The organism is Dasania sp. GY-MA-18 (assembly GCF_024734385.1).
GTDB lineage: Bacteria > Pseudomonadota > Gammaproteobacteria > Pseudomonadales > Dasaniaceae > Dasania > Dasania phycosphaerae.
In genome coordinates, this window is the sequence record NZ_JANHAP010000010.1 from 110,040 (window position 1) to 124,391 (window position 14,352).

General features: G+C 49.3%; 11 protein-coding genes. All 11 read right to left on the minus strand.

Annotation, left to right across the window (positions count from 1 at the left end):
- Window positions 1–22: 22 nt before the first annotated feature.
- Window positions 23–2,752: a preprotein translocase subunit SecA gene (gene secA, locus NO559_RS12935; protein WP_309149076.1), complete on the minus strand. Its 2,730-nt coding sequence runs from the start codon at window positions 2,750–2,752 to the stop codon at window positions 23–25.
- A gap of 120 nt (window positions 2,753–2,872) precedes the next feature.
- Window positions 2,873–3,799 (minus strand): M23 family metallopeptidase, encoded by a 927-nt coding sequence (locus NO559_RS12940; protein WP_258332267.1) that lies wholly within the window; start codon window positions 3,797–3,799, stop codon window positions 2,873–2,875.
- 195 nt (window positions 3,800–3,994) lie between these two features.
- Window positions 3,995–4,906: a UDP-3-O-acyl-N-acetylglucosamine deacetylase gene (gene lpxC, locus NO559_RS12945; protein ID WP_258332268.1), complete on the minus strand. Its 912-nt coding sequence runs from the start codon at window positions 4,904–4,906 to the stop codon at window positions 3,995–3,997.
- 125 nt (window positions 4,907–5,031) lie between these two features.
- Window positions 5,032–6,192, minus strand: a complete 1,161-nt coding sequence (gene ftsZ, locus NO559_RS12950; RefSeq protein WP_258332269.1) for a cell division protein FtsZ — start codon at window positions 6,190–6,192, stop codon at window positions 5,032–5,034.
- A gap of 76 nt (window positions 6,193–6,268) precedes the next feature.
- Window positions 6,269–7,510, minus strand: a complete 1,242-nt coding sequence (gene ftsA, locus NO559_RS12955) for a cell division protein FtsA (protein ID WP_258332270.1) — start codon at window positions 7,508–7,510, stop codon at window positions 6,269–6,271.
- Window positions 7,511–7,558: 48 nt separating this feature from the next.
- Complete coding sequence (locus NO559_RS12960) at window positions 7,559–8,326, minus strand: cell division protein FtsQ/DivIB (protein WP_258332271.1); 768 nt, start codon at window positions 8,324–8,326, stop codon at window positions 7,559–7,561.
- Window positions 8,326–9,243: a D-alanine--D-alanine ligase gene (locus NO559_RS12965; RefSeq protein WP_258332272.1), complete on the minus strand. Its 918-nt coding sequence runs from the start codon at window positions 9,241–9,243 to the stop codon at window positions 8,326–8,328. The genes NO559_RS12960 and NO559_RS12965 overlap by 1 nt, the downstream gene beginning before the upstream one ends.
- Window positions 9,233–10,675 (minus strand): UDP-N-acetylmuramate--L-alanine ligase, encoded by a 1,443-nt coding sequence (gene murC / locus NO559_RS12970; protein WP_258332274.1) that lies wholly within the window; start codon window positions 10,673–10,675, stop codon window positions 9,233–9,235. The genes NO559_RS12965 and murC overlap by 11 nt, the downstream gene beginning before the upstream one ends.
- On the minus strand, window positions 10,665–11,750 hold the full coding sequence (gene murG / locus NO559_RS12975; RefSeq protein ID WP_258332275.1) for an undecaprenyldiphospho-muramoylpentapeptide beta-N-acetylglucosaminyltransferase: 1,086 nt from the start codon (window positions 11,748–11,750) through the stop codon (window positions 10,665–10,667). The genes murC and murG overlap by 11 nt, the downstream gene beginning before the upstream one ends.
- Window positions 11,747–12,988: a putative lipid II flippase FtsW gene (ftsW, locus tag NO559_RS12980; RefSeq protein ID WP_258332276.1), complete on the minus strand. Its 1,242-nt coding sequence runs from the start codon at window positions 12,986–12,988 to the stop codon at window positions 11,747–11,749. Before ftsW ends, murG begins: the two co-directional genes overlap by 4 nt.
- Complete coding sequence (murD, locus tag NO559_RS12985) at window positions 12,988–14,349, minus strand: UDP-N-acetylmuramoyl-L-alanine--D-glutamate ligase (RefSeq protein ID WP_258332277.1); 1,362 nt, start codon at window positions 14,347–14,349, stop codon at window positions 12,988–12,990. Before murD ends, ftsW begins: the two co-directional genes overlap by 1 nt.
- Window positions 14,350–14,352: the final 3 nt, after the last annotated feature.

The following is a 14,352-nucleotide window of genomic DNA, read 5'->3' on the forward strand; positions in this document are numbered from 1 at the left end:
GCTTATTCTGACTACGCACTCACTAGGCGTTAGCTAACTTACCATGACACTGCTTAAACTTTTTACCTGAACCACAGGGGCAGGGCTCATTACGGCCCACCTTGCGGCCTTCGCGCACAAAGGGCTCGTGTTCATCGGCCTGCTCGCCTTCATCACCAGCTAAACCGGAATCAGCGCTGGGGTGTTTAAACTCCATTTGCTGCATAGCTTCGATTTTGCGACGCTGCTCTTCCAAGGCCTTAACTTCATCTTCACGCTGTATGCGCACGTGGGATAAAAACTTCACCACTTCAAACTTTAGGTTAACCAACATCTCTTGGAATAACTCAAAAGCCTCGCGCTTATATTCTTGCTTGGGATTTTTTTGGGCATAGGCGCGTAAATGTATGCCTTGGCGCAGGTGATCCATAGTGGCCAAATGCTCTTTCCATAAACCGTCCAGCACCTGCAGCATAATGTGCTTTTCAACCTGGCGCATTTCATCGCCTATTTCAGCGACTTTCTGCTCGTAACTCTCCTTGACTGCAGCCAGTATTTTTTCGCGCAGCGTATCTTCATGCAACTGATCATCATTATCCAGCCACTCTTGCACTGGGCAAACTGTCGCAAACTCAGCCTCTAAACGGCTCTCTAAGCCGGGTATGTCCCACTGCTCTTCTATACTTTGCGGTGGCACATACTCACTCACCAAATCATTGACCACATCTTCACGTATGGCGGCAATGGTGTCGTGTATATCCTCGGCCTCTAATAGCTCTACCCGCTGCTGATAAACAATTTGGCGCTGGTCATTGGCCACATCATCGTATTCCAACAGCTGTTTACGTATATCAAAGTTGCGGCCTTCCACTTTCTTCTGCGCTTTTTCTATGGAGTTGGTGACCATGCTGTGCTCTATGGCTTCACCCTTTTCCATGCCCAGCTTTTGCATAAACATCTTCACGCGCTCAGAGGCAAAAATGCGCATTAAACTGTCATCCATAGACAAGTAAAAACGCGACATACCCGGGTCGCCCTGCCTACCGGCGCGGCCGCGCAGCTGGTTATCTATGCGGCGCGACTCATGACGCTCGGTGCCTATAATATGCAGGCCGCCAGCCTCTATAACTTTTTTATGGCGATCGGCCCAAGCATCGCGCAGTTTTTGTATTTGCTCCTCACTGGGGTTTTCCAGCTCGGCTATCTCTACCTCTACATTGCCACCCAACACTATATCGGTACCACGGCCCGCCATATTGGTAGCAATAGTCACCACGCCGGGGCGGCCTGCTTGCGCAATAATGCTGGCTTCTTGCTCGTGGTATTTGGCATTTAGTACTTTGTGTTCAATTTTTGATTTTTTAAATAATGTCGATAATGCCTCAGAGGTTTCTACCGAAGCCGTACCCACTAAGATAGGTGCCCCCTGTTTAACCAGCTCTTTCACATCGTCGACTATGGCTTGGTATTTTTCTTCCAGCGACAAATACACCAAGTCGTTTAAGTCTTTACGGGCTATGGGCACGTTAGTGGGGATAACCACCACATCCAAGCCATAAATTTGATGGAATTCAAAAGCTTCGGTGTCGGCAGTACCTGTCATGCCCGATAATTTATCGTACAGGCGGAAAAAGTTTTGGAAAGTAGTCGATGCCAAGGTTTGGCTTTCAGCCTGTACCTCTACACCTTCTTTAGCCTCTATAGCTTGGTGCAAGCCTTCCGATAAACGACGCCCTGGCATCGTGCGGCCGGTGTGCTCATCAATTAACACTACCTGACGGTTTTGAATAATATATTCCACATCGCGCTGGAATAATTTATGTGCGCGCAAGCCCGAATAGATATGCTGTAATAAGGCGAGATTACTGGCCGAGTACAGGCTATCACCCTCTTCTAATAGCCCATCTTTAATCAGTAATTCCTCAACAAATAAATGACCCGCTTCGGTCATTTCTACCTGCCTAGCTTTCTCGTCGATTTTGTAGTGGCCGGTCTCTTCCTGCTCTTCATCGCCTTCTACATCAACCTGCTCTACCAGCTTAGGGATAAAGGCATTGATGCGTTTATATAAGGCTGAATTATCTTCAGCGGGGCCTGAAATGATTAAAGGTGTACGCGCTTCATCTATCAGTATGGAGTCCACCTCATCGACGATGGCAAAGTTTAAGCCGCGCTGAAATCTATCTTCTTTAGAGAAGGCCATATTATCGCGCAGGTAATCAAAGCCATACTCGTTGTTGGTGCCGTAAGTAATATCGGCCGCATAGGCAGCGCGTTTGGCCTCACTATCTTGGCCAGACACGACTACCCCCACACTTAAACCTAAAAAGTTATACAGCGGACGCATCCACTCGGCATCACGCTGGGCCAAATAATCATTGACGGTTACCACATGCACACCCTTGCCACCGATGGCATTAAGATATACCGGCAGGGTTGCCATTAGGGTTTTGCCCTCACCGGTGCGCATTTCGGAAATACGGCCTTGGTGCAGGGTAATACCACCTATCATTTGCACATCAAAGTGGCGCATACCCATAACTCGGCGGCCCGCCTCTCTTACTACCGCAAAGGCTTCTGGTAGCAATTCGTCTAAGCTGGCGCCATCGGCTAAGCGCTTTCTAAATTCATCCGTTTTGGCTTGTAGCTGGCTGTCGTCTAAGCCCTTGAGGCTTTCTTCTTGCTCATTAATTAGGGTAACGGTTTTACCCATGCGTTTTAATTCGCGATCGTTTTTACTGCCAAAGACTTTTTTAAGAACATTTGTAATCATAGGGGTCACTAATAAATAAAAGGCTAACTATCTATCTGCGCAGCTGCATTAGCACAGCGCTGCCGCTACAGACACATACATCAATACACGGAGGCTAGGTTCTAGCGAGGGAAGGTAAAATTATCGGTTGGTGCGATGTATATAAGCGGCAGGATCGACAGGGCGACCGTGCTTGTACACCTCAAAGTGTACGTGGGGGCCAGTAGAGCGGCCAGTGTTACCCATTAAGGCAATTTCCTGACCCTTCTTAACAATATCGCCCACCTTAACTAGGTGCTCTTTATTGTGGCCATAGCGGGTGACATAGCCACCGCCGTGGTTAACTTCTATCATTTGGCCGTAGCCATAGCGCTTATCAGCCCAGGTGACTACACCGGCAGCCACAGAGATAACCGCTGAGCCCTCTTTACCGGCAAAATCCACCCCTTCATGCATGGCGGCGCGGCCAGTAAAGGGGTCGGTTCTATGGCCAAAGCGGGATGACATCCAACCTTTTTTGATAGGACGGCCAGCGAGGAATATATCGTCTTGAATTTTGCGGTTAGCTAATAGGGTTTCTAGGATTTCTAACTGCTGGGCGCGGTCGTCGACCTTGGCCAACAGTTCATCCATATTATTAACAAAGTCGGTTTGGGTATAGCTTTGCCCTAAATCATCTGTTTCTGGGCCACCCATGGCAGGCGCTTGGCTAAAATCGAATTCGCCCTTGTCTAACTTGGCGATAGTGGTAACGCGCTCGCCCAGTGCATCTAGGCGTACTAAGCGCGACTGCAACTCAGCCATGCGTAACGTTAAGGCTTGTAGCTGCTGCTCGGCTTGCCGTTTGGCATCGCTAAGCTCTTGCTGTTGCTGCTCACTGCGGTCTTTTAATAGCTGCAGGGCACTGTAATCTAAAACTTCATCATCATGGCCTGCTTGGTAACCCAGATAAACACCTGCCCCTAAAGGCGCGCCCAATAAACATAGCGATAGCAAAGTGCGCGTCCACAGCCCCAAGGACAGAGTTTTAGACTCAGCATGTTTATCGTTAACGATGATTACTTTCATATTTCTGCTGTTTATTTGCTTCTTTATTGACCAGCCACGGGGGCAAGCTGAGTACTAGCCACCCAGAATTGCGTGCAAATATGGCATATAAGCGCCGCAATTACCAATTTAAAACCCAAAAAAGCGACGGCTAAAGTGGCTTTTGCCTAGCGCATCACGCTAGAAAAAAGCCCAAAAACATAGCTTAGAGGGAGTTTATACTGCTGAAACAGGAGCCATATATGAGATAGGCGCGGTGTCTTTATCGTCAAAGGTCACCACTTCCCAGGCCTCAGGCTTGGCGATAAGCGTACGCAGCAAGGCATTATTAAGGGCGTGACCAGACTTATGGGCTTTAAACTCGCCAATCAGGCTGTTACCCAATAGGTATAAATCACCTATGGCATCTAATACTTTGTGCTTAACAAACTCATCTTCGTAACGCAGGCCATCTTCATTCAGGATGCGGTACTCATCAACCACGATGGCATTATCAACACTGCCGCCTTGGGCTAGGCCCTTGGAGCGCAGGTATTCAATCTCATGCATAAAACCAAAGGTTCTAGCACGGCTCACTTCTTTCACAAAGGAGGTGCTGGAGAAGTCTAAATCGGCACAAGCCTTGCGGTCGCGAAATACCGGATGGTCGAAATCGATAGTAAATGACACCTTAAAGCCATCAAAAGGGAGGAAGCTGGCTATTTTGTCGCCATCTTCTACCGAAATCGGTTGTTTAATGCGTATAAACTGCTTGGCCTTTTCCTGCTCCTGTATACCCGCTGACTGTATCAGGAATACAAAGGGGCCCGCACTACCATCCATAATGGGCACTTCGGCCGCACTAAGCTCTATAAAGGCATTATCTATACCTAGGCCCGCCATAGCTGACAGCAAATGCTCTACCGTCGAAACCCGCACCCCATCTTGTATCAAGGTGGTTGATAAGGTGGTATCGCCTACATTCTCAGCACGCGCAGGAATTTCTACCACCGGATCCAGGTCGGTGCGGCGAAACACAATCCCCGTGTCTATAGGGGCGGGCAATAAGGTTAAATACACCTTTTCACCCGTGTGCAGGCCTACGCCCGTGGCACGGATTGCATTTCTTAAGGTACGCTGTTTAATCATAGCTATTTTTGCTCAGCTGTTCGTCTATGGCTTACGCCACATGCGAGGCCCAGATTTTTGAGGCGCGAATACTACCAGAGTTCAATAGTATCGCCAAACCTCAATCATAATGCCGATACTAACACTTAATCGGCTTGGCGGCGCAGAAACGCTGGAATATCGAGATATTCCATGTCTCTATCTTCGCTGGGTGCCGCACTAGGCTCACGCTTAAGTGCATTGGCTCCGCTGGTACGCATAACCGTTGGCCTATCTAACTGGCTATAGTCGGGGTTAACCACCTCTAGCGGCTTACTCTCAGCAGGCTTATCAGCCGCTACCGCCACTTGAGCACCGCCCAAACCTGTAGCAACCACGGTTACCCGTAGCTCGTCGCCCAAGCTTGGGTCCATCGCAGTACCGGTAACTATAGTCGCATTATCAGAGGCTAGCTCTTCGATAATGTCACCTACCTCAGCAAATTCGCCCAAGGACATATCGGGGCCAGCGGTAATATTAACCAAGATACCGCGCGCACCTTCCAGATTAATATCATCCAACAAGGGGCTGCGTATGGCCATTTCGGCGGCTTCGCGAGCACGGTTTTCACCGCGAGCGGAGCCAGCACCCATCATCGCCATGCCCATTTCTGACATTACCGTGCGCACGTCAGCAAAGTCGACGTTGATTTGACCGGGGTTAATAATCAAATCGGCAATACCTTGCACCGCACCCAATAAAACATTATTAACGGTTTTAAAGGCTTCAATTAACGGCGTATTTTTACCCAACACTTCTAACAGCTTTTCGTTGGGGATAGTAATTAACGAATCCACATGCTGCTGTAATTCCAGCATACCTTCGTCGGCAATTTTCATACGCTTTTTGCCTTCAAAGCGGAAAGGTCTAGTTACTACCGCTACCGTCAAAATACCCATTTCTTTAGCAACTTCGGCCACTACTGGCGCAGCACCTGTACCGGTACCACCGCCCATGCCGGCAGTAATAAATACCATATCGGCACCGTGTATGGCTTCAGCTATGCGCTCTCTATCTTCTAAGGCCGCATGCCTGCCCACTTCTGGATTGGCACCTGCACCCAAGCCTTTAGTGATGTTGCCACCCAACTGTAATACGGTTGAAGAAGCTAAATCCGTCAAAGCCTGAGCATCGGTATTGGCGCAAATAAAATCTACGCCATCGACACCAGAATCGATCATGTGACGCACAGCATTACCGCCGCCACCGCCTACACCAACTACTTTAATGACTGCGCTTTGGGGCACATTATCAACGAGTTCAAACATTTTCCTTCTCCCTTTTTTGTTTTTACTGATTCCAACCCACGTTGGTATGAGTAACTGCTTTAAACTAATTAAAAAATTAAAAATTGTTTTTAAACCATTCTTTAATACGGCCAACTTTACCCGTATTGTTTACTGTATTGGCCGAGCGACCTTTAATGGCACCTGGCTCTTGTTGTTTTAAACCGTACTGCAACAAACCCACGCCAGTAGAGTAAATAGGGTTGCGCACAATATCGGTAAGACCGCTAATATGTTGCGGCACACCTATACGCACCGGCGTATTAAAAATCTCTTCAGCCAGTTCAACCACGCCTTCCATTTTGGAAGTACCACCGGTTAATACTATGCCGGCAGCAATTAAGTCTTCATACCCGCTGCGGCGCAACTCTGCCTGCACTAAGGTAAATAATTCGTCATAACGCGGCTCTACCACTTCGGCCAACGCTTGGCGTGATAATTCACGGGGCGGCCTATCACCCACACTGGGCACCTTGATAGATTCATCAGCACCGGCCAATTGTGTTAACGCACAGGCGTATTTAATTTTAATATCGTCGGCGTGCTGGGTAGGTGTGCGCAGCGCCATAGCAATATCATTAGTCACCTGATCACCGGCTATAGGAATTACACCGGTGTGACGTATAGAGCCTTCCGTAAATATAGCGATATCGGTGGTGCCGCCACCTATGTCCACTAAGCAAACACCCAAATCTTTTTCATCATCGGTTAATACCGCATAGCTGGAAGCTAGCTGCTCTAAAATAATATCTTCAACTTCCAGGCCGCAGCGGCGTATGCACTTTTCTATGTTTTGCGCGGCGTTGACTGCACAAGTTACTAAATGCACCTTGGCTTCCAGACGCACGCCCGACATACCCAAGGGCTCTTTAATACCCTCCTGGGTATCGATTACATATTCCTGCGGTAATATGTGCAGCACTTTTTGGTCGGCGGGGATAGCCACCGCCTGCGCCGCATCTATTACGCGCTCTAAGTCCAAGGGGTACACTTCACGGTCGCGTATGGCGACTATGCCGTGGGAGTTTAAGCTGCGTATATGGCTGCCAGCTATGCCCGCATAAACCGAGTGTATTTGGCAGCCCGCCATTAACTCCGCTTCTTCTATAGCGCGCTGTATAGACTGCACGGTGGATTCTATGTTCACCACCACACCCTTTTTCAAACCTCTAGAGGGGTGCGAGCCTATGCCGACGATTTCTAATTCGCCTTCGCTAGTCACCGCGCCTACTATGGCCACCACTTTTGAGGTACCTATATCTAGGCCGACTATCATTTTGCTATTTGATGAGCTGCTCATCAGTGCACACTCCCCTTTATCATTTTTTTAGCCATACTCATAGCTCTCTTATGTTTGCTGACGCCAGCTAACCGCCAAGCCATTGCTATAGCGCATATCTATACTTTTAATGGCCGCCAAATTACCGGCTAAGGTTTTTTGGTAGACATACACAAAGCGCTGCATTTTTTCCATTAATTGATCGCGCCCTATACTCAAACTGACACCCTCTTTTAAAATCGCCAGCCAACTACCCCTAGCGCTTAGCTGAAAACTACTCAGCTCTAAACCTTGGCTGCGCAGCAACTCGCCAACCGCGCGATAATTTGCCATTACTGTTTTGCTGCTTTCATCGGGGCCCGCCAACAAAGGCAAGCCCGGCACTTTAACCATGGGCTTAGGTTTAAATAACTCACCGCGGTGATTTAAAAAACCTCGCTGCCCCCATTGCGCAATAGCCTGCTGCTCCACAATGGTAATGGCCACTTCATTGGGCCATTGCCGCCGCACTCTCACCTCATACACCCAAGGTAATTGCTGCAACTGCTTGCGTATAGCGGCCATATCTATGCGCACAAAACCCTGCTGTAAAAAAGGACTAACCTCAGCAATCACCGCCTCTTTATTGACGTATCGCAACTCGCCAGCAACCGCCACTTTGTCTATGGGCTGGTTGAGAACATGCACGCCACCCTGGTATAAACCGCCCAGCGACAACAACAGTAACACCACAAAAACCAGCGGCTGCAAACGCCGCCAGGGGAAACTAGCCCTGGAAGGTTTGGGGGCACCTTTAATAACGGCGCCGCGCTGTTTTTTAGGTTTTAATATTTGCATTAGGCCTCTAAGCTCAAAGCTAAAATATTTTCTACCAAATCATCAAAACTCATACCCACGGCCTTGGCTGCCATAGGCACCAAGCTGTGGCTGGTCATACCCGGCACGGTATTGACCTCTAATAAATAAAATTCACCCTGCTCATCCTGCATAAAATCGACTCGCCCCCAGCCGCTGCAACCTATGCTGGCAAAGGCTTGTTCTGCCAACTGCTTTAACTGCTGTTCTTGCTCGGGCGCTAAACCACAGGGGCAAATATATTTTGTATCGTTAGATATATATTTAGCTTCGTAATCGTAAAAACTATTTTCAGTTTCTAAGCGTATGGGCGGCAATGCGGCACCCGCTAACACCGCTACGGTAAACTCGGCACCATTAATCCAGCGCTCGGCTATCACTACGTCGTCGTATTGCTCGGCAAAGTGATAGGCTTTTTCCAACTGCTCAGCGCTGTCGACTTTGGCCATGCCTAAGCTAGAGCCTTCATGGGCAGGCTTGACCATAGCCTCACCCCACTGCGCCATTAAACCGGCCCAGTCGCTATCGGCCTGTAAGTGGGCAAACTCCGGCGTAGGCAAACCCACACCAGCCCACAATTGCTTGCAGCGCATTTTATCCATGGCCAAAGCCGAAGCCATTACGCCGCTGCCGGTATAGCTTATCCCTAACATTTCTAATAAGCCTTGCACGGTGCCGTCTTCGCCCTTAATACCATGCAGCGCAATAAACACATGTTGATAATCGGCGATTAACGCTTGCACCCAGCCCGGCTCGGCAGTGTCTATAGCTACCGCCTCTATGCCTTTATTGTGTAAAGCTTTCAATACCGCATTACCGCTTTGCAGGGAAATATCCCGCTCGGCAGAGGTGCCGCCCAATAACACGGCAACGGGGCTAGTTAAACGCTCAGCTAACATCTATAGGCCCCTTTAATTGCGTAGCTGCCAACGCAGCACTTAATACCCCTACATTGCCAGCACCCTGGGTAAGCAGTACGTCGCCATCTTTTAATAAGCGCTGTAACTCGTCGGTAATCTCAGAGATATTGGCCACAAATACGGGGTCCACTTTACCGCGATTGCGTATGGTGCCCGACAAACTGCGACCATCGGCACCAGCCACCGGCGTTTCTCCGGCAGAATAAACTTCCAGTAACACCAGACAGTCAACCTCTGACAACACACGCACAAAGTCTTCATATAAATCTTTGGTGCGGCTATAGCGGTGAGGCTGGTATACCATGACCAAACGCCTATCTGGCCAGGCCTGCCTAGCGGCAGAGATTGTCGCCGCCACTTCGGTGGGGTGATGGCCATAATCATCTACCAAAGTGACGCTGCCCTTGGCAATGGGGTAGTCACCGTAAACTTGAAAACGCCTACCCACACCTTGAAATTTTTCTACCCCGCGGCAAATCGCGGCATCATCTATACCTTCGTCACAAGCTACAGCTACCGCAGCGGTGGCATTTAAAACATTGTGATCACCGGGCATATTGATGGTTAGTGACAAAGCACCCTTGCCATTTTTTCTTAACACATCAAATTCGGTGGCCATATTGTGCTTGCGCACATTAGTAATTTGATAATCCGCATCGTCACTAAAACCGTAGGTTAAAATCGCGCGGCTAATTTGCGGCACTAAACCGCGTACCACATCGTCATCTATACACAATACCGCCATGCCATAAAAAGGCAGGTTATGTAAAAACTCTACGAAGGTTTTTTTCAGCTTTTCAAAGTCACCGCCGTAGGTCGCCATATGATCGGCTTCTATATTGGTAATCACCGAGATCATGGGCTGCAAGTGTAAAAACGAAGCGTCGCTTTCGTCAGCCTCGGCTACTAAGTAGCGGCTTTCACCCAGCTGCGCATTCGTACCGGCACTGTTAACCAAACCACCAATCACAAAAGTGGGATCTAGTTTGGCCTCGGCAAAAATAGAAGTAATTAAGCTAGTGGTAGTGGTTTTACCATGGGTGCCCGCCACCGCTATACCGTGCCTATAGCGCATTAACTCCGCCAGCATTTCAGCCCGCGGTACTACCGGGGTACGCGCAGCTCTGGCGGCGATCACCTCGGGGTTTTGCTCATTCACGGCACTGGAACACACCACCACATCAGCGCCAGCTACATTGCTTTCCTGATGGCCGATAAAAATATCAGCGCTCATAGCTTGCAACCTAGCGGTGTTTTTTGAGATACGTATATCAGAGCCAGAAATGCTATAACCCATATTTAATAACACTTCGGCTATGCCGCACATACCGGCGCCGCCTATGCCAACAAAGTGTATGCGTTTAATACGACGCATTTCGGGTACCACAAAGGCAGCTTCATTACCCAGCATCTGCAAACTCCATACAGGTGGCGGCCACATCAGCGGCGGCATTATTTTTAGCTAGCGCACGTGCAGCCTTAGCCATATTCAGTAACTGCTCTTTGTTAAGCATCCAGTGATTAATTTTTTCACTTAGCAATTCCGCGTTTAATTCGCTTTGCGGCAATAACAGGCCCGCGCCATTGTTTGCCAGCCAGCGAGCATTTTCAGTTTGGTGATCATCTATGGCATGGGGCAAGGGAATTAATAAACTACCCACTCCCGCCGCCGTTAACTCGGCAACGGTTAAAGCCCCGGCTCTACAAATCACCACATCGGCCCAGCTATAAGCTGCGGCCATATCTTCTATAAAAGGCTCGGCCTTAACGCTGAGCTTGGCCTGGTTATACGCCTGTTTTACCGACTCTATATGAGCACTGCCGGTTTGATGCCATAGCTCTACCCCGGACTTATCGTCCAGCTGCAGTAAAGCCTGCGGCAGGGCATCGTTAAGCGCCTTAGCACCCAGACTGCCGCCCAATACCAATACATGTAGCGGCTGGTTTTTTCTAGCCTGCCAACGCAACTCTGGCGCAACAATTTGAGCGATGTCTTCACGCACAGGATTACCTATACAACGATTTTTACTGCCGCCCAAATTAATGGGATAAGCTGTTAACACCACCTTGGCAAAACGTGCCAGCAAACGGTTGGTGGTACCGGCCACGGCATTTTGTTCATGTATTACCAAGGGCCTACCCGTTAACCAAGCAGCTAAGCCACCTGGACCTGCCACAAAGCCGCCCATGCCTAATACACACACAGGGTCTAAGCGGCGCAGCACTTTTAATGCCTGTATCAAGGCCTGCAATAATTGCCAGGGTGCTTTTAATAAGCTCACTAAGCCTTTACCGCGCAAACCCGATACCGTTAATAAATTTAATTTAATATCAGCCTCAGGCACCAAGCGCGACTCTATACCCTTAGCCGTACCGAGCCACTCCACATGTACACCCTGGGCACGCAGGCATTCGACTGCAGCCAATGCCGGAAACACGTGGCCGCCGGTACCACCGGCCATAATTAACACCGCTGGCGCAGTCATGATTTAGCCCCGCCATTGCTTTTTTTACTGACCGTAGCTGCACCCTGGTGCAACTCGCTATAGATACGAAACGCCATGGCCATTAATGCGCAGCACACAATTAAACTGCTGCCGCCATAGCTCAAAAAGGGCAGCGTTAAGCCCTTGGTGGGCAACATGCCGGTGTTAACCCCTATATTGATAAACACTTGGCCACTTATCATTAACGCTATGCCGTAGGCCACATAGGCATGAAACGGCTTAAGCATTTGCTCGGCCAAGCGGCCCAGTTTTAAAATTTGCATAATCAAGCATGCAAACAAGGCCAATAATATTAACGAACCCACTGCGCCAAACTCTTCTGCATAAATGGCAAACACAAAGTCGGTATGCGACTCAGGCAAGAAAAATAATTTTTGTATGCTATTGCCCAAACCCACGCCAAACCACTCGCCGCGACCAAAAGCAATTAATGACTGTGTTAACTGATAGCCACTGCCAAATTTAAACTCATCTGCCCAAGGGTCAGAGAAGGCCAGCCAGCGTTGCAGGCGATAAGGTGAGGTCGCTATCAGTAATACCAAGGCCATCACTGAACTTAAAATCACCAATAAAAACTGCCCCAGTTTCACCCCGGCTAAAAACAACATACCAAAGGCTGTGCCTACGGTTACTACGGTGGCACCAAAATCTGGTTCCAACATCAATAACAAGGTAATTAAAAACAACACCACCATGGGTTTAACAAAACCCGCCCAGCTGGCACGCAACTCTTGCTGTCTGCGCACTAGATAGCCAGCTAAATATAAAATCACACAAACCTTAGCTAGCTCGGAAGCCTGCAGGGTTAACACCCCCAGGCTTAACCAGCGACGGCTGCCGTTCACTTCGCGACCTACACCGGGTATTAATACCATCATCAATAAAATAAAGGCGGCAAATAACAATAGCGGGCTGCAACGCTCCCAAACATTCATAGGCACTTTATACACCAACAGCGCCCCCACCAAGGCCACCGCTAAATGAAAGCCGTAGCGCGTAATATGAAAAAACGGGTTGCCGTATTGATAAGCGGCAAACTCTATAGAGGCTGAGCTCATCGCTACAAAGCCAATTAAAATAAGCGCCACTATGCAGCCTGCCATTAATGGCGCTGACACTTGCAGCTCACCGGGAGCCGCTACCGCCAAGGCACCCCGGCTAGCTTCTTGTTTGGCCGCCGTTTTTTGTGGGCGTGTATTTTTAGCGAGCGTGATCATCAGTGCACACTCTTATTTTTTAAAGCATTCACCGCTGCGCAAAAATCGTCACCGCGCTGCTGGTAATTGCTATACATATCAAAACTGGCACAGGCCGGTGCCAATAACACCGCATCGCCTTCTTTAGCTAAAGCCTTAGCGGCAGCCACCGCCTCAACCATGCTGCCGGCCTTGCTTACTTTTACTACCGGTGACAATAAATCTGCCAACACCTGGGCCTCAGTGCCAATTAACACTGCCGCGCTACAGGCACGCTGCACCGGTACTAATAAATCATCAAAGCTAGCGCCTTTGCCTTCGCCACCGGCGATTAAGACGATTTTTTCTACGCTGGCTGCTAAGCCTTCTATGGCTGCCAGCGCTGCCCCCACATTGGTAGCCTTGGAATCGTTGTAATATTTAACCCCCGCTATGCTGGCAACAAACTGGCAGCGATGTGGCAGGCCAGCAAAATTGCGCAGGGCCTTGAGCATGGCTGCAAAGGGCAAGCCCGCAGCATGGCCTAGCGCTAAGGCGGCCAAGGCGTTTTCTATATTGTGGCGGCCTACAATTTTCAGCTCTGATACAGGCATTAGCTTTTCAAACTGAAAGGCTAAAAATTCTTGCTCGCCCTCTTTAATTAAGCCAAAGCCTTTAAAGTCGGGCTGCCCTAAACCAAAATGCCACTGCTTTACTTCATCTGGCACTAAGGGCTTAGATAAAGTGTCAGAGCAATTCACTACCACCTGCTTACAGCCAAAAAAGATGCGGTGCTTGGCGCGGTGATAGGCGGCTATATCGCTGTATCTATCCATGTGATCGGGGCTGATATTAAGCACCGTGGCCACTTCCGCATTGAGCGGCTGCGCGCGCTCTAATTGAAAACTGGATAATTCCAACACATATAAATCGGGTTCAGGCTCGGCCAATAAGGCCAGCGCGGGCACACCTATATTGCCGCCCACAGCAACGCGTTTACCTGCTGCTGCGGCCATCTCACCCACTAGTGCTGTCACCGTGCTTTTACCGTTAGAGCCGGTAATGGCGATAATAGGGGCTTTAGCTTCGCGTCTGAATAAATCTATATCGCCACAGTAAGCCGTGCCCGCCGCTATGGCGCGCTGTATCGCTGGCTGCTCTAGCGATACGCCGGGGCTAATAATTAATTCATTGGCATTGGCTAGTGCTTCATCAGTAATCGCGCCCAAGCTCACCGCCACATCAGGTAATTCTTGCTGTAATTCTTTTAAACCCGGTGGTTGTTCGCGGCTATCAACGACAGAGAAAGGAATATTTTTACTGGCCAAATAACGCGCACAGGATAGCCCCGTCAGGCCTAGGCCTACGACTACACAGTGATTGTCTTTAGCGATAATTTGCACCAG